The following is a 20,622-nucleotide window of genomic DNA, read 5'->3' as shown; positions in this document are numbered from 1 at the left end:
GCTGAGATAATATTTGTGCGCCGCTGTGCAACAATCCTCCCGGATTTACACGGGTAATGGCATGGATACGTTACAGAACATGCGGGTATTCATGCGCGTGGTCGACGCGGGCAGTTTCACCGCGGCCGCGCAGCAGATGAATTCGACGACCGCCTACACGTCGCGGGCCGTGTCGGACCTGGAGGCGCACCTGCGCACCCGGCTCCTGAACCGGACCACGCGCCGCATCGCGCTGACCGAGGCGGGCGAGCGCTATCTGCAGCGCTGCGAACAGATCCTCGCGTATGTCGACCAGGCGGAAGCGGAGGCGAGCGACGCGCACGCGCGCCCGTCCGGCAAGCTGAAGGTGCACTGCTTCACGAGCCTCGGCCAGCACTACACGGTGCCGGCCGTGTCGCGCTATCGCGAGCGCTTTCCGGACGTGCTCGTCGACCTGACGCTCGCGCAGCGGATGCCCGACCTGCTCGACGAGGGCTACGACGTCGCGATCGTCGTCGGCCGCGACCTGCCCGATTCGGGGCTCGTGTCGCAGCGGCTCGGCGAGAGCTACAGCGTCGTCTGCGCGTCGCCGCGCTACCTCGAGCGGCACGGCGTGCCGCGGCAGCCGCAGGATCTCGCGCGGCACGTGTGCCTCGGCATGGTCGCGCCGGGCTTTCACTACGACGAATGGACGCTGAGCGGGCCGAGCGGCGACGTCACCGTGCCGCTGTCGGGCCCGCCGTTTCGCGTGAACGTCGCCGAGGCGCTCGCGGTGGCGGTGCGGGAGGGGATGGGAATCGGCGTGCTGCCGCTGTATTCGGCGATCGCCGGCCTGCGCAACGGCCACTTCGTGCGCGTGATGCCCGAGTACCGCTCGCACGTGATGAACATCTATGCGCTGTATCCGTCCCGCCAGTATCTCGACGCGAAAATCCGGACCTGGGTCGATTTCCTGCGCGACGAACTGCCGGCGACGCTCGACGCCGACGAAGCCGCGCTGGAGCAGTTCACCCGCGCGACATGACGTCGCGGGCTCACGAAATCTAACGAGATTTGTCGTTCCCGCAACATTTCTTTACCCTCGACCGGCCGACAGTTTGATACTGTCTGATCCAGAGTGATCTGCAATACGGAGCAGCAATGGATACGCACCTGATGATTGGCCTTGGAATCCTGTTCGGCGTGATCGGCGCCGTCGCGTCGCGCGACTTGCTGCGCGCGATGAAGGCGCGGATGCAGCCGGCGCCGGTCAGGGTGCGCTCGGCGTCGGAAGCCGCCCGCCGCCTCGGGCGCTGACGCGCCGGTTTACCTCGTCCCTGGCGCTCGGGGCAGCCGCCCCTCAGAGCGTCACGACCTTGTCCCACGCGAACGCCGTGTTCTCGCGCTCGCCGGTGCGCCGGCGAATGTAGCCGCGCGGGTTGCAGACGACGCGCGTGCCGCCCTCCGTCACGTAATCGAATGACGTATGCGTGTGGCCGTGCGCCCAAAGGGCGACCGGCGCGCGCACCAGCCCCGCCAGATCGTTGACGAACCCGGCCGATACCGGGTCCTGCGCAAAGCGCTCGGCGAGCGAGCGCCGGTGCGGCGCGTGATGGGTCACGACGATCGTCTTGCCGTCGAACGGCACCGCGAGCTGCGTTTCGAGCCACGCGCGCGCGCGGCGGTGCAGCGCCAGCGAATCGGCCGGCGTGAAATCACGCTCGGCGCCGCGTTGCGACTCGGCCGCACCCGCATGAACCGCCGCGTCGTGCGGCCACGTCACCTGGATCAGTCCCTTGAAATCGAGCATCACCTTCGATGCCGCGTCGGTCGCATGCGCGATGCTGGCGTCGTCGGCCCCGAACAGCGCGAAGTCGGTCCACAGCGTGGTGCCGAGCACGCGGAAGCGCCCGGCCGGATCGACATAGGCGTCGTTGTTCAGGTAATGCACGTTGTCGAGCGCACGCGCCGCGTCGCGCATCGCCGCCTCGAGCGCGCCGAATTCCCCGTCGTAGTACTCGTGATTGCCCGGCACGTAGATCACCGGCACGCCGCCTGGGCGTACCCCCGGGTCGAAGGTCTCGGCGGCCCAGCGCAGCCCTTCCGCGTGATTGTGGATGTCGCCGGCGAGCACGACGAGATCGGCTTCGGCGTGCGGAATCACGTCGGGGAGGTTGCCCTCGAGATGCAGGTCGGACAGCACGCGGACTTTCACGGGCATCGCTCCGGTGGGGTTGTCTTCAGCGTAGCACTTTGCCGGGGTTCATCAGGCCGCGCGGGTCGAGCGCGGCCTTCAGCGTGCGCATCAGCCCGATCTCGACCGGCGACTTGTAGCGCTGCGCGTCGTCGATCTTCAGCTGGCCGATCCCGTGTTCCGCGCTGATCGTGCCGTGGTGGCGCTGCACGTTGTCGTAGACGATGCGGTTCACCGGCGCCTGGTATTCGGCGAGAAACGCCTTGGCGTCGCCGCCGTCGGGCGTCTGCACGTTGTAGTGGAGGTTGCCGTCGCCGAGATGGCCGAACGTCACCATCCGCGCGCCCGGCGCTGCCTGTTGGATCGCCGCGTCGGTCTCGTCGATGAAGCGCGCGATCGACGAGATCGGCACCGCGATGTCGTGCTTGATGTTCAGCCCTTCGTCGGCCTGCGCGAGCGGAATGTGTTCGCGCAGGTCCCAGAACGCGCGCGACTGCGCGAGATTCTCCGCGACCACCGCATCGACCACGATGCCCGCCTCGAAGGCTTCTTCCATCAGCGTCTCGAACAGCGCGCGCGCATGCGCTTCGCTCTCGTTGTCCGACAGTTCGAGCAGCACCGTTTGCGGGTGCGTGCGATCGAACGGATAGCGCAGCTGCGGATAGTGCTTGCCGACGAGCTGCATGCAGAAATCCGACATCAGCTCGAAGCCGGTCAGGAGCGGCCCGGCCGCGCGCTGCGCGAGCGCGAGGAAGTCGAGCGCCGCGTGCGGCGAGTCGAGCGCGGCGAGCGCCGTGACCTGCGCGGCCGGCCGCGGATGCAGCTTCATCACGGCGGCGGTGATGATGCCGAGCGTGCCTTCGGCGCCGATGAACAGGTCGCGCAGGTCGTAGCCGGTGTTGTCCTTGCGCAGCCCGCGCAGGCCGTCCCAGATCTCGCCCTGCGGCGTCACGACCTCGAGCCCGAGGCACAGCTCGCGCGCGTTGCCGTAGCGCAGCACCGCGGTGCCGCCGGCATTCGTCGCGAGGTTGCCGCCGATGGTGCAGCTGCCTTCGGCCGCGAGGCTCAGCGCGAACAGCCGGCCGGCGTCGCGAGCGCGCGCCTGCACGTCGGCGAGGATCACGCCGGCTTCGACGGTGATCGTGTTGTTGTGCGGATCGAGCGCGCGCACGCGGTTCAGGCGCGCGAGGCTCAGCACGGCCTGGCCGCCGCTCGCGTCGGGCGTCGCGCCGCCGGCGAGGCCGGTGTTGCCGCCCTGCGGCACGAGCGCGATGCCGTGCGTGTTCGCGAGCTTCACGAGCGCGGCGACTTCGGCCGTGCTCGCGGGCCGCAGCACCGCGCACGCGGCGCCCTTGTAGCGGCGGCGCCAGTCGGTCAGGAACGGCTCGGTATCGTGCGGGGCGGTCAGCACGTGGTCCGCGCCGATGGCGTCGCGGCACGCGGAAACGAAAGCTTCGGAAGAATTCATGACGGTCGGTCGCGTAAGGGTCAGGGCGCGGCGCGCTGTTTCTTCGCCGCGCGCTTGAACGGCGCGACATAGGCGAGTGCGGCCGCGAAGAAGGCGAGGGCGAGCGCGGTTTCGCACCAGCCGAGCGTCGCGGACAGCCCGCGGTCGGACATGCCGCGCACGATGCCTTCGGCGAAATAGAGCAGGATCAGCATGCTTGCCCACTGCATCGTGTAGATGTTACGCCGCCACACGCCGGGCAGCGCGAGCGCGAGCGGCACCGCCTTCAGCATCAGCGCGGAGCCGCCGGGGCGCAGCGGCGCGAGCCACAGCTCCCAGGCGAGCGACAGCGCGATCAGCGCGGCGAGACACGCGGCGGCGGCCAGCGCATGGCGCGGCCGGGCGGCGACGGCGGGCGCGGGCCGGTTCATGCGGGGGCCTGGGCCGCGACGAGGGCGGCGGCCGTGCGGGCGAGCCGCGCGCCGAGCGCGGCGGCGAGCGCCTTTTCGTCGGCGGACAGCCCCGCGGGCGCGGTGCGCTCATGCCGCGACACGTGCGATGCGCCGTACGGCGTGCCGCCCGTTTCCGTCGTGCTGAGCGCGGATTCGGTGTACGGGATGCCGACGATCATCATCCCGTGATGGAGCAGCGGCAGCATCATCGACAGCAGCGTCGATTCCTGGCCGCCGTGCAGGCTGCCGGTCGACGTGAACACGCAGGCGGGCTTGCCGCTCAGCGCGCCCGACATCCATTGCGGCGTCGTGCCGTCGAGGAAATACTTGAGCGATGCGGCCATATTGCCGAAGCGGGTCGGCGAGCCGAGCGCGAGGCCCGCGCATTCCTCGAGATCGCGCAATTCGGCGTACGGCGGGCCGTCGTCGGGAATCTCGGGCGCGCTCGCCTCGCAGACGGTGGAGACGGGTGGCACGGTGCGGATGCGCGCTTGCATGCCGGGCACGCTGTCGATGCCGTTCGCGATCGCGAGCGCGAGATCACGCGTGGCGCCGTGACGGCTGTAATAGAGCACGAGGATGTCGTTCATAGGCTTGGGGGCATGCCCGTGGCAGCGCATGGACGCTCCAGATGCGAACCGCCCCTGATGTGAGCGGCTATTATAGGGGCTGAAGCCGTCGCGCTGCGCGGCGCGCCGCATGAGCAAGGAGGAAGCCGTTTGCCGAAGTTGAGCGTCGATCTCGACACCATCAAGCGCCTCGCGCGCTTTGCCGCGAAGCGCAGCGCCGAGGACCGTATCCCGCAAGTGGCGGCCAGCCTCACGTTCACGACGATGCTGGCGCTCGTGCCGCTCGTGACGGTCGCGTTCGCGCTGTTCACCGCATTCCCGATGTTCGCGTCGTTCCAGCTCTCGCTGCAGGGGTTCCTCGCCGATCACCTGATGCCGACGCAGGTCAACATCCAGATCTTCAAGTACCTGAACCAGTTCGCGTCGAAGGCGAAGGGGCTGACGACGGCGGGCCTGATCGTGCTGGTCGTCACGTCCGTGATGACGATGATGACGATCGAATCCGCGTTCAACCTGATCTGGCGGGTGCGCAAGCCCCGCCCGTTCGCGCAGCGCGTGCTCGCGTACTGGGCGCTGATCACGCTCGGGCCGCTGCTGTTCGGCGTGAGCCTGTCGATCTCGTCGTACCTGTTCACGGAGTCGCTCGCGATCACGGGCGCGCAGTCGGCGCCGTCGTTCGCCGAGTGGCTGCTGACGCTCGCGTCGCTGCCGCTGACGGTGCTCGCATTCACGCTCCTTTACGTTTATCTGCCGAACTGCACGGTGGCGTGGCGCGACGCGGTGGTCGGCGGCCTGTTCGCGGCGATCGCGTTCGAGCTCGCGAAGCGCGGCTTCGGCTACTACGTGCGGCGGATCCCCACCTACACCGCGGTGTACGGCGCGTTCGCCGCGCTGCCGGTGTTCCTGCTGTGGGTGTATCTGAGCTGGTTCATCGCGCTGCTTGGCGGGATGGTGACGTCGGCGTTGCCGGCGATTCGCGTCGGCCAGTTCCACCGCGTCCACTATCCGGGCAGCGACCTGTTCGACGGGCTGGAGCTGCTCGCGCGCCTCGCGGAGGCCCGCGAGGCCGGCAAGGCCGGCTATTCGGCGATCCGGCTCGCGGCGATGCTGCGCTGCGACATGGAAACCGCGCAGCGGCTGCTGGTGCTGATGGAGGAGCGCGAGTGGGTCGCCCGGCTGGATGGCGGCGACGGCGCGCAGCGCTACGTGCTGCTGGCGAACCCCGAGCAGCTGACGCTCGCACAGCTGTTCGACGTGCTGGTGATCGACCTGACCGAGCTGACCTACCAGCTGCAGCGGCGCCGCACCCACGTCGACGGCGACGCGTTGCTGGCGGTGCTGTCGAGCGAGCGCTTCGACGTGTCGCTGGCGTCGCTGATCGGCACGCACCTGCATGCGGATGCGCCACCGGTCGCGGTGGCCGCGCCGGCGCCCGGCGCGGCGGACCCGCACGCGCGGCCGCACCGCACGGCCTGAGCCCGGGCCGTGCGCGCGCCGCGCGGCATGGCCGCGCAGGCCGGCGTCACAGCGGGATCTTGCCGGTGCAGATATCCCTGAACATCACCCAGTCGCCCATCAGGCTGTAGATCGGGTGACGGAAGGTGGCGGGGCGGTTCTTCTCGAAGAAGAAGTGCCCGACCCACGCGAACGCGTAGCCGCAGACGACGGCGGCCGGCAGCCACGGCCAGTCGCCGGTCGCGACCGCCATCGCGACGCAGCCGATCACGCCGAGCGAGCCGATGAAATGCAGCCGCCGCGACGTCAGGTTCTGGTGTTCGTTCAGGTAATACGGGTAGAAGTCAGTGAAGCTGGCGAAATGCTCGGTATGCGAATGCGCCATGGCCGTCTCCTCGGGCCGCCGTCCATGAAGCCATTGTGCGGCGAGCGGCAGGCGTCCGCAAGCGGGGCGGCTGGAGCGGGTTCTCCAGCGGCGGCAGGCCGGGCGGCGCCGGCCGCCAAGCCCTGCGCTTTCCTTTTGACAGGCTTTCCGATAGGATCGAAAGCCAGTTTTTGCATATATGCATGAGGGGACTACGATGCGCGTCAGCGATATTCTCAAAGTCAAGGGCAACACGCTGTTCACGGTGACGCCCGATAAGCCGCTGCGCGAAGCGGTCGATACGATGGCCGAACACGATATCGGTTCGCTCGTCGTGATGGAGTACGGCGATCTCGTCGGGATTCTCACGTTCCGCGAGATCATCATGCGCCTGCGCGAGAACGGCGGCGCGATCGGCGACGTGCAGGTGCGCAAGGTGATGGACGAGCCGCTCACGTGCACGCCGGAAACCGATGTCAACGAAGTGCGCCGGATGATGCTCGAGCGCCACGCGCGCTACATGCCGGTGCTCGACCAGAAGGTGCTGATGGGCGTCATCTCGTTCTACGACGTCGCGAAGACGGTCGTCGAGGCGCAGAGCTTCGAGAACCGGATGCTGAAGGCCTATATCCGCGACTGGCCGGAACCCGAAACCGAAGCGCACAAGCCGGTCGCCGGCTGAGCGCCGTGCCCGGGCCGTCACGTGGGGCGCGGGCACATTCGACCAGCGCGGCGGCGCGGGCCCGGCCTGCGCGCCGGTGCTGCCTTTCCTCCGATAACCAGGGCCCGCGCAGCTTCGCCGAGACGACGCGCGCGCATTCCGCATGAGCGATCACACGTCGGTCTCGTCCGAGCGTCGCAATGAGCGACGCGCACACGCTTCCCAATTCGACCTGCTGCGCGAACGCCGTTTCGCGCCGTTCTTCACGACCCAGTTCCTGGGCGCGCTGAACGACAACGTCTTCAAGATCGGCTTCACGTCGCTCGTCACCTATCACACCGCGCGGTTTTCCGGCGTCGACGCGAAGACCGCCGCGTTCCTGATCTCCGCGATCTTCATCCTGCCGTTCGTGCTGTTCTCGGCGACGTCCGGCCAGATCGCCGACAAGTACGACAAGGCGCGGCTCACGCGCTTCGTGAAGTCGTTCGAGATCGTGCTGATGCTGGTCGGGGCCGCGGGCTTCGTCACGCACACCGCGGCGCTGCTGTACCTGTGCACGTTCATGATGGGGATGCACTCGACGCTGTTCGGGCCGGTCAAGTACTCGTACCTGCCGCAGCACCTCGGCGAGCACGAACTGGTCGGCGGCAACGGCCTCGTCGAGATGGGCACCTTCATCGCGATCCTGATCGGCACGCTGATCGGCGGCGCGGCCGCGGGCATTTCCGGCCGCGGCGAGCTCGTGCTCGCGGTGAGCTGCGTCGTGATCGCGTGCGCGGGGCGTCTCGCCGCGCAGCGCGTGCCGACGACGCCCGCGCCGCAGCCCGACCTCGTGATCAACTGGAATCCGGTCAGCGAAACCTGGCGCAACCTCGGGCTCGCGCGCCAGAACCGCACCGTGTTCCTGAGCCTGCTCGGCATCTCGTGGCTGTGGTTCGTCGGCGCGACGTTCCTCACGTCGTTCTTCAATTTCGCGAAGGACGTGCTGTCCGCGAGTCCGGACGTCGTCACGATCCTGCTCGCGACGTTCTCGGTCGGCATCGGCATCGGCTCGCTGCTGTGCGAGCGGCTGTCGCAGCGGCGCGTCGAGATCGGCCTCGTGCCGCTCGGCTCGATCGGCATCAGCGTGTTCGCGATCGAGCTGTATTTCGCGAGCCATGCGCTGCCGGCGCCCGGCCACCTGCTGTCGGTCGGCGAATTCCTGGCCGGCGCGCGCCACTGGCGCATCCTTGCCGACCTGTTCCTGCTCGCGATGTTCGGCGGCTTCTACAGCGTGCCGCTCTATGCGCTGATCCAGAGCCGCAGCGCGCCGACGCACCGCGCGCGGATCATCGCCGCGAACAACATCCTGAACGCGCTGTTCATGATCGTGTCGGCGGTGATGGCGATGGCGCTGACCAAGGCCGGCGTCGGCATTCCTGGCATCTTCCTCGTCACCGCGCTGCTCAACGTCGCGGTTGCCGCGTACATCTACCTGCTCGTGCCCGAATTCCTGCTGCGGTTCGTCGCGTGGGTGCTGGTGCACACGTTCTACCGGATCCGGCTCGTGCATGCGGAGCGGATCCCGGAAGAGGGGCCCGCCGTGCTCGTCTGCAATCACGTCAGCTACGTCGATGCGCTGGTGCTGGCGGCCGCGAGCCCGCGCCCGATCCGCTTCGTGATGGATCACCGGATTTTCCGCACGCGCTTCGCGAGCTGGGTGTTCCGGCATGCGAAGGCGATCCCGATCGCGTCGCGGCACGAGGATCCCGAACTGCTCGCGCGCGCGTACGACGCGTGCGAAGCGGCGCTCAAGGACGGCGAGCTGGTGTGCATCTTCCCCGAGGGCAAGCTGACGAAGACGGGCGACATCAATACGTTTCACCACGGCGTGACCGAGATCCTGCAGCGCACGTCGGCGCCGGTGATTCCGATGGCGCTGCGCGGCCTGTGGGGCAGCGTGTTCTCGCGGCACTCGGACGCCCGCTGGCCGCGGCCCGTCAAGCGGGGCGTGATGAGCCGGCTGACGCTCGCGGTCGGCGACGCGATGCCGGCCTCGGTCGCGACGCCCGAGACGCTGCAGGCCGCGGTGGCCGAACTGCGCGGCGCGCGCAAATAGCGACGGATCGGGCAGGGCCGCATCGCGCGCGGCCCGCGCGGCCGGCACGGCTGGCATAATATCGGTTTCCCGATTTTTCTTTGGGCGGTCCTACCATGTCCGGCAATACCCTTGGCACGCTTTTCACCGTCACGACCTTCGGCGAGTCGCACGGCCCTGCGATCGGCTGCGTGATCGACGGCTGCCCGCCTGGCCTGGGGCTGACCGAGGCCGACATCCAGGGTGAGCTCGACCGCCGCAAGCCCGGTACGTCGCGTCACGTCACGCAGCGCCAGGAGGCCGACGAGGTCGAGATCCTGTCGGGCGTGTTCGAGGGTGTTACGACCGGCGCGCCGGTCGCGCTGCTGATCCGCAATACCGACCAGCGCAGCAAGGACTACGGCAACATCGCCGAGACGTTCCGGCCCGGCCACGCCGACTACACGTACTGGCAGAAATACGGCATCCGCGACTACCGCGGCGGCGGCCGTTCGTCCGCGCGCCTGACCGCGCCGATCGTCGGCGCGGGCGCGGTCGCGAAGAAATGGCTGCGCGAGCGCTACGGCGTCGAGGTGCGCGGCTGCATGACCGGGCTCGGCGAGATCGACGTGCCGTTCGTCGACTGGTCGTACGTGCGCGAGAACCCGTTCTTCGCGCCGAACGCCGACATCGTGCCGCAGCTCGAGGCCTACATGGACGCGCTGCGCAAGGATGGCGATTCGATCGGCGCGCGGATCGACGTCGTGGCGTCCGGTGTGCCGGTGGGCTGGGGCGAGCCGGTGTTCGACCGCCTCGACGCGGACATCGCGAAGGCGATGATGAGCATCAACGCCGTGAAGGGCGTCGAGATCGGCGCGGGCTTCGCGAGCATTGCGCAGCGCGGTTCCGAGCATGGCGACGAGTTGACGCCGGATGGCTTCGTCGGCAACCACGCGGGCGGCGTGCTCGGCGGCATCTCGACCGGGCAGGACATCACGGTGTCGATCGCGATCAAGCCGACGTCGAGCATCCGCACGCCGCGCCGTTCGATCACGAAGGCCGGCGAACCCGCGACGGTGGAGACCTTCGGCCGTCATGACCCGTGCGTCGGCATCCGCGCGACGCCGATCGCCGAATCGATGCTCGCGCTGGTGCTGATCGATCACGCATTGCGCCACCGCGCACAATGCGGCGACGTCCAAACGCAAACCCCGAAGATCGCCGCGAGCGCGACCTGACGCGGGAAGCGGAGAGTCCGAACGAAGCGGGGCGCTGCAGCGAGCAGCGCCCCGTTTTTCATTGGGCGGGCGCTCGTCACGACACGCGTCGCGGGTGTGCCGGTTCGTATGGTGGCGCGACAATCCCCGCCGGTCCGCTCCCCGAGGTCAGGCGCGCGGCGTGTCGGCCGATGCCGGCGGCGCCACCGATTCCCGTGACCGCAGCTCGGGCAACACCGCGCAACCGGGCCCGGTCGCACCGCTGTCGAGCGCGTCGAGCAGTGCGTGCGCGGCCTTGCGGCCGATCGCGTCGGTATCGACCCACATCGTCGTCAGCGACGGCCGGATCTCGCGGGCGAGCGCGATATCGTCGAACCCGGTGATCGACAATTGCGACGGTACGTCGATGCCGAGTGCCTGCGCCTCGAGCAGCGCGCCGAGCGCGAGCGCGTCGTTGCCGCAGATGACCGCGGAGGGCCGGGTCGTCGCGCCGTCGGCGATCGCGCGCAGGCTCGCGCGGCCGAACGCGATCGTGGCTTGCCCCTCGTGCTGATGCGCGGGGCGGACCGCGAGCCCGTGCGCGGCGAGCGTGTCGTGAATGCCGCGCAGGCGCGCCTGCACACGGTCGTTATCGGCCGACGGCTGCATGATGATCGCGAAATCGCGATGCCCGAGGGCGAGCAGATGGTCGGTGAGCCGCGCGAACGCCGCGCGGTTGTCGAACCCGACACAGCAGTGCGGGCTGTCGTCGCGATATGCGTAGGTGACGACGTACGGCACGCGGTGCAGCGCGAGCAGCTCGAACAATTCCGGCGGATAGGCCTCGCCGACCAGCGATACGGCTTCCACGCCGCGCGCGAGCATCGCGCGCACCTGCGTCAGCGCCTGGGCGGGATCGTAGTTCGAGCAGCCGAGGAACAGCGTGATGCCGTGCTCGGCCATCACCGCCTGCATGCCGGCGACCTGCGACGCGAACACCTGGTCGTCGAGCGTCGGGATGATCGCACCGGTGATGTGCGTGCGGGTCGACGCGAGCGCGCGGCCGGCGGCGTTCGGAATCCAGTTCAGCGCGCGCGCCGCGTCGCGCACGCGCTGCTGCACGTCGGCCGACACCTTGCCGGGATCGTTGTAGACGCGCGAGACGGTCGCGGTCGACACGCCGGCGAGCTTCGCGACGTCGCCGAGCACCGAGCGGCCGGTGCCGCGGCGGGCGCGCGACGCGCCGCCGCGGGGCGGGGCGGCGCTCATCGGGCGGCTCCCGTCGCAGGGGGCGGGGCAGGGCGGATACGGCAGGCTGTCGAAAGCGTCATCGTTTACCCTCGAATTACGTGACTCGCGCTTGCATCGCCGACTTGGCCTGTGAGAATGTAAGCGCTATCAGCATGATAGCCCGCATTATGTCAGACGTGCAGTCAGTTTGTTTCGGTCATTTTTCGTCGCTGCCGGATACACCGGCCGTTTTGTCCAATCTTAATGTAAGCGGTTACATTTGCAGATGAGCGACATGAAACCTCCGCGCGTGACCGTCGTGGGCAGCGCGAACATCGACCTCGTGGTGCGCGCGCCGCGCCTGCCGTTGCCGGGCGAAACGCTGCTCGGCAGCGCATTCCAGACCGTTCACGGCGGCAAGGGGGCGAACCAGGCGGTCGCCGCCGCGCGCCTCGGTGCGTCGGTCGCGATGATCGGCTGCGTCGGCGACGACGCGTTCGGCGCGCGTCTGCACGACGCGCTCGCGGCCGAGCGGATCGACGTGACGCACCTGCACCGCGTTGCCGGCGTCGCGACGGGTGTCGCCGCGATCACGGTCGGCGAGGGCGGCGCGAACAGCATCGTCGTCGTGCCGGGCGCGAATGCCTGCGTCGACACCGCGCGCGTCGACGCGGCGGGCGACGTGATCGCGCAGGCCGCGCTGCTGGTCTGCCAGCTCGAAGTGCCGCTGGCGACGGTAATGCATGCGATCGCGTATGCGGCCGCCCGGCGCACGCCGGTGCTGCTCAATCCCGCGCCGGCGCAGCCATTGCCCGACGCGCTGCTCGCGCAGGTCGACTACCTCGTCGTCAACGAAAGCGAGGCGGAGTCGCTGACCGGGATCGCCGTCGGCGACGACGTGTCTGCGGCCCGCGCAGCCGATGGGTTGCGCGCGAAGGGCGTGCGCAACGTGCTAGTGACCCTCGGCGCACGCGGCGTCTGCTGGCGCGGCGACGCGGGCAGCGGGCACCGGCGCGCGCAAGCGGTGATCGCGGTCGACACGACCGCCGCCGGCGACACATTCGTCGGCGGGTTCGCGGCGGCCCGTGCCGGCGGCGCATCGATGGACGACGCGATCGACTTCGGCCAGCGCGCGGCCGCGATCAGCGTGACGCGTCACGGCGCGCAGACGTCGATCCCGACGCGCGACGAGGTTACCGGCGCGCGCGTGGCCGCCTAGACACGCGACCAGAACGGCCGAAACCGGCCGACACATACGATATGGAGACAACCGTCATGAACGAAGCTCAATCCCTTCCGAGCGTGCCGCCGCGCATCCGGCGCGGGCAGCGCATCGCGCTTGCGCTGCTGATGGTGAGCGGGATCGTCAACTATCTCGATCGCGGCACGCTGGCCGTCGCGAATGCGGCGATCCGGGGCGAGCTCGGGCTGTCGCTCGGGCAGATGGGGCTGCTGCTGTCGGCGTTCTCGTGGAGCTACGCGCTGTGCCAGCTGCCGATCGGCGGCCTCGTCGATCGCATCGGGCCGCGCCGGCTGCTCGGCATCGGGCTGATCGTCTGGTCGCTCGCGCAGGCAGCAGGCGGCATCGTGTCGACGTTCGGCTGGTTCATCGTCGCGCGCATCGTGCTCGGCATCGGCGAGGCGCCGCAGTTCCCGTCCGCCGCGCGGGTCGTGAGCAACTGGTTTCCGCTGCGCGCGCGCGGCACGCCGACCGGGATCTTCAACGCGGCGTCGCCGCTCGGCACCGCACTTGCGCCGTTGCTGCTGTCGATCCTCGTCGTGTCCTTCAACTGGCGCTGGGCGTTCATTGCGACGGGCGCGCTGGGGCTCGTCGTCGCCGTGGCGTGGTTTGCGTTGTACCGCGATCCGGCGCGTGCGCAATTGTCGGCGGCCGAGCGCGGCTATCTGGACGCCGGCGCGGAGAGCGCGATCGCCACGCCGAAGCTGACCTTCGGCGACTGGCGCAGCCTGTTCTCGCACGGGACGACCTGGGGGATGCTGATCGGTTTCTTCGGCTCCGTGTACCTGAACTGGGTCTATCTGACCTGGCTGCCCGGATACTTGACGATGGAGCGGCACATGAGCCTGATCCGCACCGGGTTTGCGGCGTCGGTGCCGTTCCTGTGCGGATTCGTGGGCTCGCTGGTCGCCGGCTGGTTCTCGGATCTGATCACGCGCCGCAGCCGCTCGCCGGTCGCGAGCCGGCGCAACGCGGTGGTGGTCGCGATGCTCGGGATGGTCGCGTTCACGATTCCGGCCGCGCTGGCCGAGAGCAATACGGTCGCGCTTGCGTGCATCTCGGTCGTGATTTTTCTCGCGAACGCGGCGTCGGCCTGCTCATGGGCGCTCGCGACGGCCGCCGCGCCGCCGAGCCGGGTCGCGTCGCTGGGCGCGATCCAGAACTTCGGCGGATTCATCGGCGGTGCGCTGGCCCCGATCCTGACCGGCTTCATCGCGCAGCGGTGGTCGTTCGTGCCGGCGCTGCTGACCGCGGCGGCGATCGCGTTCGCCGGTGCGATGGCTTATCTGCTGCTGGTGCGCAAGCCGATTCCCGAGCAATCCGAGGGTGCCGTGTCCGGGCCGCCGTTGCCCGCGTGAGCGCCTATCACTTCTGAAGGAGAAACCGATGCAAGCACAGCAGCCATCCGCGGTGGCGATCGAGGGGATCGTGCCCGTGATGCTGACGCCGTTCGACGACGCCGGCGCAATCGACTATGCGGGGCTCGAGCAGCTGATCGAGTGGTATCTCGCCCATGGCACCGACGCGCTGTTCGCGGTCTGCCAATCGAGCGAGATGCAGTTCCTGAGTCTTGCCGAACGCGCGGCGCTCGCGCGCTTCGTCGTCGAGCAGGTTGGCGGGCGCGTGCCCGTGGTCGCGTCGGGACATGTCAGCGACAGTCTCGACGCGCAGGTCGCGGAACTGCGTGCGGCGGCCGAGTCGGGCGCACAAGGTGTCGTGCTCGTGACCAACCGGCTCGATCCGGAGCGCAAGGGCAGTGCGGCGCTGCTCGGCAACCTGCGCGCGCTGCTCGCACAGCTGCCGCCGGACGTGCCGCTCGGGCTCTACGAGTGCCCGGTGCCCTATCGCCGGCTGCTGTCCGACGACGAGTTGCGCGCATGCATCGACACCGGCCGCTTCGTGATGCTCAAGGACGTGAGCTGCGATCTGGAGACGGTGAAGCGGCGTGTCGCGCTCGCGGCGGGATCGCCGCTGAAGATCCTGAATGCGAACGCCGCGATCGCATGGGATGCGATGAAGGCCGGCTCGGCCGGATTCAACGGCGTGTTCACCAACTTCCATCCCGATCTCTACCGGTGGCTGCGCATGCACGGCGAGTCGGATCCGGTGCTGGCCGACGAGCTGTCGACGTTCCTGGTCGTCGCGGCGGTGTCGGAGGCGCTCGGCTATCCGGCGCTGGCGAAGCTCTATCACCAGCGGATCGGCACGTTCCGGTCGATTCGTTGCCGTGCGATCGACTACGATATCCGTGAACGGTTCTGGGCGCTCGACGCGGTGCTCGACAAGATCGTGGCCGGCACCGAGCATTTCCGTCGGCGGATCGCGGCGCGATAGCGCGGGCGGCGTCTTGCCGCGCGTGCGCAATGCGGTCGCCGCGGGATGGAATCGCGAGCGACGCGCATGAAATGAAACGGCGCGCTGCGTCGGGCAGCGCCCCGTCCAGTTTCGACGATCAAGAAAAACGCCGCTCGATGAGCGGCGTTTTCGATGGCGTTACATGTTCGGGTAATTCGGCCCGCCGCCGCCTTCCGGCGTGACCCACACGATGTTCTGCGTCGGGTCCTTGATGTCGCAGGTCTTGCAGTGCACGCAGTTCTGCGCGTTGATCACGAGGCGATCGCTGCCGTCGTCGTTCTTCACGAACTCGTACACCGCCGCCGGGCAGAACCGCCCCTCCGGCCCCGCGTACGTACGCAGGTTCACGTTCACCGGCACGTTCGCATCCTTCAGCGTCAGGTGCGCCGGCTGGTTCTCCTCGTGGTTCGTGTTCGAGATGAACACCGACGACAGCCGGTCGAACGTCAGCTTGCCGTCCGGCTTCGGATACTCGATCGGCTCGCACTGCGACGCCGGCTTCAGCATCTCGTGGTCCGCGTGCTTGTGATGCAGCGTCCACGGCACGTTGCCGCCCATCACCTTCTGCTCGAGGCCGACCATCAGCGTGCCGAGGTACAGCCCCTTCGCCATCCACTGCTTGAAGTTGCGTGCGCGGTACAGCTCGTTGTACAGCCACGACTGCTTGAACGCATCCGGATACGCGTTGAGCTCGTCGCCCTGGCGGCCCGCCTGCACCGCGTCGAAGGCCGCGTCGGCCGCCAGCATGCCGGTCTTGATCGCCGCGTGGCTGCCCTTGATGCGCGACGCATTCAGGAAGCCTGCGTCGTCGCCGATCAGCGCGCCGCCCGGGAACACCGTCTTCGGCAGCGACAGCAGCCCGCCCGCGGTGATCGCGCGCGCGCCGTACGACACGCGCTTGCCGCCTTCGAGGAATGCGCGGATCGACGGGTGCGTCTTGTAGCGCTGGAATTCCTCGAACGGCGACAGATACGGGTTCGTGTAGCCGAGGCCCACCACGAAGCCGACCACCACCTGGTTGTTGTCCATGTGATACAGGAACGAGCCGCCGTAGGTGTCCGACTTCAGCGGCCAGCCGGCCGTGTGGATCACGAGGCCCGGCTTGTGCTTGGCCGGATCGATTTCCCACAGCTCCTTGATGCCGATCCCGTACGCCTGCGGATCGGCGTTCGCGTCGAGCTTGAACTTCGAGATCAGCTGGCGGCCGAGGTGGCCGCGGCAGCCTTCGGCGAACAGCGTGTACTTCGCGTGCAGCTCCATGCCGAGCTGGAAGTTCTCGGTCGGCTCGCCGTCCTTGCCCACACCCATGTTGCCGGTCGCGACACCCTTCACCGAGCCGTCGTCGTTGTACAGGATCTCGGCGGCCGGGAAGCCCGGGAAGATCTCGACGCCGAGCGCCTCGGCCTGCGCGCCGAGCCAGCGCGTGACGTTGCCGAGCGAAATCACGTAGTTGCCGTGGTTCTTGAAGTTGTCCGGCAGCGCCCAGTTCGGCGTGGTGACCGCGCCTTTCTCGGACAGGAACAGGAAGCGGTCTTCCGTCACCTCGACATCGAGCGGCGCGCCGCGTTCCTTCCAGTCGGGGAACAGCTCGGTGATCGCGCGCGGGTCCATCACCGCGCCCGACAGGATGTGCGCGCCGATTTCCGAGCCCTTTTCGAGCACGCACACGCCGATCTCGGTGCCTTTCTCGGCAGCCAGCTGCTTGAGCCGGATCGCGGCCGACAGCCCGGCCGGGCCGCCGCCGACGATCACGACGTCGTATTCCATCGATTCGCGCGGGCCGTATTGCTCGATGAGGCTTGCGGGGGTCATTGGCGTTCCTCTAACCGTTAGAATGCTTTTATTCGGGAGCGTATTGTCTGCGAAACGAAACGCTTGCCGCAACTGAATGCGGCTAGATTAGCACGATCGTTCTATTTTCATGCTAGGGTAATGCCGCATGAGGCGTGCCGCCGGCGGCAGTGAAACGACTTCGAAAGGGGATGCGCAATGGGTCGGTCGATCAATCTGGAAGGCAAGGTCGCGCTGGTGACGGGCGCTTCGAGCGGGCTCGGCCAGCGCTTTGCGCAGGTGCTGTCGCAGGCGGGCGCGAAGGTCGTGCTGGCGAGCCGGCGCGTCGAGCGGCTCAAGGAATTGCGCGCGGAGATCGAGGCGACGGGCGGCGCGGCGCACGTGGTGTCGCTCGACGTCACGGACGTGCAGAGCATCAAGGCGGCTGTCGCGCATGCCGAAACGGAAGCCGGCACCATCGACATCCTCGTGAACAACTCGGGCGTCTCGACGATGCAGAAGCTCGTCGACGTGACGCCGTCCGATTTCGAGTTCGTGTTCGATACCAACACGCGCGGCGCGTTTTTCGTCGCACAGGAAGTCGCGAAGCGGATGATGATGCGCGCCAACGGCAACGGCAAGCCGCCGTACCGGATCATCAACATCGCGTCGGTGGCCGGCCTGCGCGTGTTCCCGCAAACCGGGCTGTACGCGATGAGCAAGGCCGCGGTCGTGCACATGACGCGCGCGATGGCGCTCGAATGGGGCCGCCACGGCATCAACGTGAATGCGATCTGTCCGGGCTATATCGATACGGAAATCAATCATTACCTGTGGGAAACCGAGCAAGGGCAGAAGCTGCAGTCGATGCTGCCGCGCCGGCGCGTCGGCAAGCCGCAGGATCTCGACGGGCTGTTGTTGCTGCTCGCGGCCGACGAGTCGCAGTTCATCAACGGCTCGATTATCTCCGCGGACGACGGCTTCGGCCTCGCCTGACCGGATGACCCTGGGCAACAAAGAAGGCTGCAATGAGTGACTACACCCCCGTTTTTGAGATGTCGATGCCGATCCGCTGGGGCGACATGGACGCGTTCGGACATGTGAACAACACGGTCTATTTCCGTTACATGGAGCAGGCGCGGATTTCCTGGTTCGAGACGCTCGGCATCGCGGGCGGCAATGGCGAGGGGCAGGGGCCGGTCATCGTGACCGCGTCGATGGAATTTCTCAAGCAGCTGCACTATCCGGGCGACGTGATCGCGAAGATGACGGCCGCGAAGCCGGGGCGCAGCAGCTTCGACACGGGCTTCGAGCTGACCCGCGCGGACGATCCCGATCACGTCTATGCGCGCGGCCATGCGCGCTGCGTGTGGGTCGACTACGCGCTCGGCAAGTCGACGCCGCTGCCGCAAGTGCTGCGCGACACGATCGAACGCGCGCTCACCGAGAAGATCGGCTGACGGTGCGTCGCCGGCTGCCGGAATACCGGTGCCGCCGCCATTTTCGCTTGTTTGCATCGGCCGCTCCCAGCGGCCGATGTGCTTTCAGCACCGCTCAATGGCCGAGCAGGCGCTGCAGCAGTTCGGCCGTGTTTCCCGTCCCGTACTTGCGCATCAGTCGTGCGCGATAGATGTCGACCGTGCGCGAGCTGATGTCGAGCACGCGGCCGATCTGCTTGCTGGTCTTGCCGGTCGCGAGCTGCGCGGCGATCTCGCGCTCGCGCGGCGTCAGTTCGACGGCGACCCGGCGCGTCGCGCTCAGGTCCTCGAAGGTCCACACGCCGGCTGCGAGCGGCGCGGCGCGGTCGAGCGCGCGGCCCGTGACGTGGCACCAGAACAGCTCGCCGTCTGCGCGCTTCATGATCCGGTCGTCCGCGTAGGTGCCGTTCGCGGCCATCCCGCGCGAAATGCGCTCGCCGATCCGCTGGAATTCGTCCGGCGACGGGTACAGCACCTCGTACGACTGGCCGATCAGGTCGGCGCGCGCGCAGCGGAAGATCGCCGCGACCGCGTCGTTGCAATCCTCGATCACGCGGTCGCGCGACATGACGAGGCCGATCGGCGCGAGATGGAAGGCAGTCTGGTAGTCGAGAGCAGGCATGGGCACGGACGGACGCTGGCAAATGCTTATGTATTTTTGCGTATTGTGCCGCAACCGCGCTGCATCGTACCCTTTCAGGCATCTCGCGGCGCTTGCCGCGGCATAAAAAGAAGCGCGTCACGGCAGGTTGCGGCCGGCATGCATAGAATGGTGCGGCGGACTTGCGGGCCACACCGGCGCGCGAACCCAGTTTCGCTGGTTTCCATAGAGGAAGGGACACACTGATGAACAAAGTCTATCCAAGCGCGGCGGCCGCGCTGGAAGGGATCGTCCAGGACGGGCAGACCTTCGCGGTGGGCGGCTTCGGCCTGTGCGGCATTCCCGAGGCGCTGATCGCCGCGTTGCGCGATTCGGGCGTCAAGGGCATCACCTGCATCAGCAACAACGCGGGCGTCGACGGCTTCGGCCTCGGTCTGCTGCTGGAAACGCGCCAGATCAAGAAGATGATCTCGTCGTACGTCGGCGAGAACAAGGAATTCGAGCGCCAGTACCTGGCCGGCGAACTCGAGCTCGAGTTCACGCCGCAGGGCACGCTCGCGGAGAAGCTGCGCGCGGGCGGCGCGGGCATCCCGGCATTCTTCACCAACACCGGCTACGGCACCGTGATCGCGGAAGGCAAGGAAACGCGCCAGTTCGGCGATCGCCACTACGTGCTCGAGCCGTCGCTGACGGCCGACGTCGCACTCGTGAAGGCATGGAAGGCCGACAAGTCGGGCAACCTGATCTTTCGCCGCACCGCGCGCAACTTCAACCCGATGTGCGCGATGGCCGGCAAGATCACGGTCGCCGAGGTCGAGGAGATCGTCGAGAACGGCGAGCTCGATCCGGACCAGATCCACACGCCGGGGATTTTCGTGCAGCGGCTCGTGCTGAATACGACGCCCGAGAAACGCATCGAACAACGCGTCGTGCGCGCGAAAGGAGACTGACATGGCTTGGAATCGTGACCAGATGGCCGCGCGCGCGGCGAAGGAACTGCAGGACGGCTTCTACGTGAACCTCGGCATCGGCCTGCCGACGCTCGTCGCGAACCACGTGCCGGAAGGCGTCGAGGTGTGGCTGCAGTCCGAGAACGGCCTGCTCGGCATCGGCCCGTCGCCGACCGAGGACGAGGTCGACGCCGACCTGATCAACGCCGGCAAGCAGACCGTCACGACGCTGCCGGGTTCGTCGATCTTCTCGTCCGCCGATTCGTTCGCGATGATCCGCGGCGGCCACATCAACCTCGCGATCCTCGGTGCGATGCAGGTCAGCAAGAACGGCGACCTCGCGAACTGGATGATCCCCGGCAAGATGATCAAGGGCATGGGCGGCGCGATGGATCTCGTCGCCGGCGTGAAGCGCGTCGTCGTGCTGATGGAGCACGTCGCGAAGGGCGACCAGCACAAGATCCTCGACGAATGCAACCTGCCGCTGACGGGCGTCGGCGTGGTCGACCTGATCATCACCGATCTCGGCGTGATCGAAGTGACGCCTGCCGGCCTGAAGGTGCTTGAACTCGCCGACGGCGTGAGCGTCGACGAAATTCAGGCAAAGACGGGCGCACCGCTCGACGTGAGCGCGGTCGCCTGAGCG

Annotated in this window: 21 protein-coding genes; 13 read left to right on the top strand and 8 right to left on the bottom strand. The window is 68.0% G+C overall.

Features of this window, described 5'->3' with window-relative positions; all coding sequences use genetic code 11:
- The first annotated feature begins 61 nt into the window (after nucleotides 1–61).
- Together ABFO07_RS11925 and ABFO07_RS11920 are read left to right on the top strand one after the other, a co-directional pair.
- On the top strand, nucleotides 62–1,003 hold the full coding sequence (locus ABFO07_RS11925; protein ID WP_059567145.1) for a LysR family transcriptional regulator: 942 nt from the start codon (nucleotides 62–64) through the stop codon (nucleotides 1,001–1,003).
- Between the two features lie 116 nt (nucleotides 1,004–1,119).
- Nucleotides 1,120–1,275 carry a hypothetical protein gene (locus ABFO07_RS11920; RefSeq protein WP_017332544.1) on the top strand — a complete coding sequence of 52 codons (156 nt, stop codon included), beginning with the start codon at nucleotides 1,120–1,122 and terminating at the stop codon, nucleotides 1,273–1,275.
- A 43-nt stretch (nucleotides 1,276–1,318) separates the two neighbouring features.
- On the opposite strand, the gene ABFO07_RS11915 is transcribed toward ABFO07_RS11920, so the two are convergent.
- From ABFO07_RS11915 to wrbA, 4 genes are read right to left on the bottom strand one after another with little or no spacing between them, the layout of a single operon-like run.
- Nucleotides 1,319–2,173: a metallophosphoesterase gene (locus ABFO07_RS11915; RefSeq protein WP_059961341.1), complete on the bottom strand. Its 855-nt coding sequence runs from the start codon at nucleotides 2,171–2,173 to the stop codon at nucleotides 1,319–1,321.
- A gap of 25 nt (nucleotides 2,174–2,198) precedes the next feature.
- Nucleotides 2,199–3,620 (bottom strand): FAD-binding oxidoreductase, encoded by a 1,422-nt coding sequence (locus tag ABFO07_RS11910; RefSeq protein ID WP_347467297.1) that lies wholly within the window; start codon nucleotides 3,618–3,620, stop codon nucleotides 2,199–2,201.
- Nucleotides 3,621–3,640: 20 nt separating this feature from the next.
- Complete coding sequence (locus ABFO07_RS11905; RefSeq protein WP_059805594.1) at nucleotides 3,641–4,030, bottom strand: DUF2069 domain-containing protein; 390 nt, start codon at nucleotides 4,028–4,030, stop codon at nucleotides 3,641–3,643.
- A complete protein-coding gene (gene wrbA / locus ABFO07_RS11900; RefSeq protein ID WP_059961307.1) occupies nucleotides 4,027–4,641 on the bottom strand; it encodes an NAD(P)H:quinone oxidoreductase in 615 nt (204 codons plus the stop codon). Before wrbA ends, ABFO07_RS11905 begins: the two co-directional genes overlap by 4 nt.
- A 129-nt stretch (nucleotides 4,642–4,770) precedes the next feature.
- On the opposite strand from wrbA, the gene ABFO07_RS11895 reads away from it, so the two are divergent.
- A complete protein-coding gene (locus ABFO07_RS11895) occupies nucleotides 4,771–6,096 on the top strand; it encodes a YihY family inner membrane protein (RefSeq protein WP_059885644.1) in 1,326 nt (441 codons plus the stop codon).
- 46 nt (nucleotides 6,097–6,142) lie between these two features.
- Here ABFO07_RS11895 and ABFO07_RS11890 read toward each other — a convergent pair whose 3' ends face one another.
- Nucleotides 6,143–6,460 carry an Mpo1-like protein gene (locus tag ABFO07_RS11890; protein WP_059567150.1) on the bottom strand — a complete coding sequence of 106 codons (318 nt, stop codon included), beginning with the start codon at nucleotides 6,458–6,460 and terminating at the stop codon, nucleotides 6,143–6,145.
- A 196-nt stretch (nucleotides 6,461–6,656) separates the two neighbouring features.
- Between ABFO07_RS11890 and ABFO07_RS11885 the strand changes: the two genes are divergently transcribed.
- The 3 genes from ABFO07_RS11885 to aroC all read left to right on the top strand — a co-directional run bounded on the left by ABFO07_RS11885 (nucleotide 6,657) and on the right by aroC (nucleotide 10,394).
- Nucleotides 6,657–7,121 carry a CBS domain-containing protein gene (locus ABFO07_RS11885; RefSeq protein ID WP_059567151.1) on the top strand — a complete coding sequence of 155 codons (465 nt, stop codon included), beginning with the start codon at nucleotides 6,657–6,659 and terminating at the stop codon, nucleotides 7,119–7,121.
- Between the two features lie 142 nt (nucleotides 7,122–7,263).
- A complete protein-coding gene (locus tag ABFO07_RS11880) occupies nucleotides 7,264–9,198 on the top strand; it encodes an MFS transporter (protein ID WP_059989306.1) in 1,935 nt (644 codons plus the stop codon).
- A 95-nt stretch (nucleotides 9,199–9,293) separates the two neighbouring features.
- Nucleotides 9,294–10,394 (top strand): chorismate synthase, encoded by a 1,101-nt coding sequence (aroC, locus tag ABFO07_RS11875; protein WP_347467293.1) that lies wholly within the window; start codon nucleotides 9,294–9,296, stop codon nucleotides 10,392–10,394.
- Nucleotides 10,395–10,541: 147 nt separating this feature from the next.
- On the opposite strand, the gene ABFO07_RS11870 is transcribed toward aroC, so the two are convergent.
- Nucleotides 10,542–11,621 carry a LacI family DNA-binding transcriptional regulator gene (locus ABFO07_RS11870; protein ID WP_347467291.1) on the bottom strand — a complete coding sequence of 360 codons (1,080 nt, stop codon included), beginning with the start codon at nucleotides 11,619–11,621 and terminating at the stop codon, nucleotides 10,542–10,544.
- A 247-nt stretch (nucleotides 11,622–11,868) separates the two neighbouring features.
- Between ABFO07_RS11870 and rbsK the strand changes: the two genes are divergently transcribed.
- The 3 genes from rbsK to ABFO07_RS11855 are packed head-to-tail and all read left to right on the top strand — an operon-like array spanning nucleotide 11,869 to nucleotide 15,156.
- Entirely contained in the window at nucleotides 11,869–12,801 is a 933-nt protein-coding gene (gene rbsK / locus ABFO07_RS11865) for a ribokinase (RefSeq protein ID WP_059907035.1), read from the top strand.
- Nucleotides 12,802–12,842: 41 nt separating this feature from the next.
- The gene (locus ABFO07_RS11860) at nucleotides 12,843–14,180 is read left to right on the top strand and encodes an MFS transporter (RefSeq protein WP_375782242.1); all 1,338 of its coding nucleotides are present in this window, start codon (nucleotides 12,843–12,845) and stop codon (nucleotides 14,178–14,180) included.
- Between the two features lie 28 nt (nucleotides 14,181–14,208).
- Complete coding sequence (locus tag ABFO07_RS11855) at nucleotides 14,209–15,156, top strand: dihydrodipicolinate synthase family protein (protein ID WP_059885653.1); 948 nt, start codon at nucleotides 14,209–14,211, stop codon at nucleotides 15,154–15,156.
- Between the two features lie 159 nt (nucleotides 15,157–15,315).
- Here the strand turns inward: ABFO07_RS11855 and ABFO07_RS11850 are convergent, their stop codons facing one another.
- Entirely contained in the window at nucleotides 15,316–16,989 is a 1,674-nt protein-coding gene (locus ABFO07_RS11850; protein ID WP_060028265.1) for an electron transfer flavoprotein-ubiquinone oxidoreductase, read from the bottom strand.
- A 177-nt stretch (nucleotides 16,990–17,166) separates the two neighbouring features.
- On the opposite strand from ABFO07_RS11850, the gene ABFO07_RS11845 reads away from it, so the two are divergent.
- On the top strand, nucleotides 17,167–17,943 hold the full coding sequence (locus ABFO07_RS11845) for an SDR family oxidoreductase (protein ID WP_059560046.1): 777 nt from the start codon (nucleotides 17,167–17,169) through the stop codon (nucleotides 17,941–17,943).
- 32 nt (nucleotides 17,944–17,975) lie between these two features.
- Nucleotides 17,976–18,407: an acyl-CoA thioesterase gene (locus ABFO07_RS11840; RefSeq protein ID WP_059560051.1), complete on the top strand. Its 432-nt coding sequence runs from the start codon at nucleotides 17,976–17,978 to the stop codon at nucleotides 18,405–18,407.
- Between the two features lie 94 nt (nucleotides 18,408–18,501).
- On the opposite strand, the gene ABFO07_RS11835 is transcribed toward ABFO07_RS11840, so the two are convergent.
- A complete protein-coding gene (locus ABFO07_RS11835) occupies nucleotides 18,502–19,047 on the bottom strand; it encodes a PAS and helix-turn-helix domain-containing protein (protein WP_059560054.1) in 546 nt (181 codons plus the stop codon).
- 224 nt (nucleotides 19,048–19,271) lie between these two features.
- Between ABFO07_RS11835 and ABFO07_RS11830 the strand changes: the two genes are divergently transcribed.
- Both ABFO07_RS11830 and ABFO07_RS11825 read left to right on the top strand, forming a co-directional pair.
- Nucleotides 19,272–19,976: a CoA transferase subunit A gene (locus tag ABFO07_RS11830; RefSeq protein WP_060364280.1), complete on the top strand. Its 705-nt coding sequence runs from the start codon at nucleotides 19,272–19,274 to the stop codon at nucleotides 19,974–19,976.
- A 1-nt stretch (nucleotide 19,977) separates the two neighbouring features.
- A complete protein-coding gene (locus ABFO07_RS11825; RefSeq protein ID WP_026044781.1) occupies nucleotides 19,978–20,619 on the top strand; it encodes a CoA transferase subunit B in 642 nt (213 codons plus the stop codon).
- The last annotated feature ends 3 nt before the right edge of the window (nucleotides 20,620–20,622 follow it).

Origin of the sequence: Burkholderia stagnalis (assembly GCF_039848545.1) — a bacterium.
Classification (GTDB): domain Bacteria; phylum Pseudomonadota; class Gammaproteobacteria; order Burkholderiales; family Burkholderiaceae; genus Burkholderia; species Burkholderia stagnalis.
The sequence above is the reverse complement of the archived record's forward strand: the minus strand, read 5'-3'. Positions and strand labels throughout refer to the sequence as shown.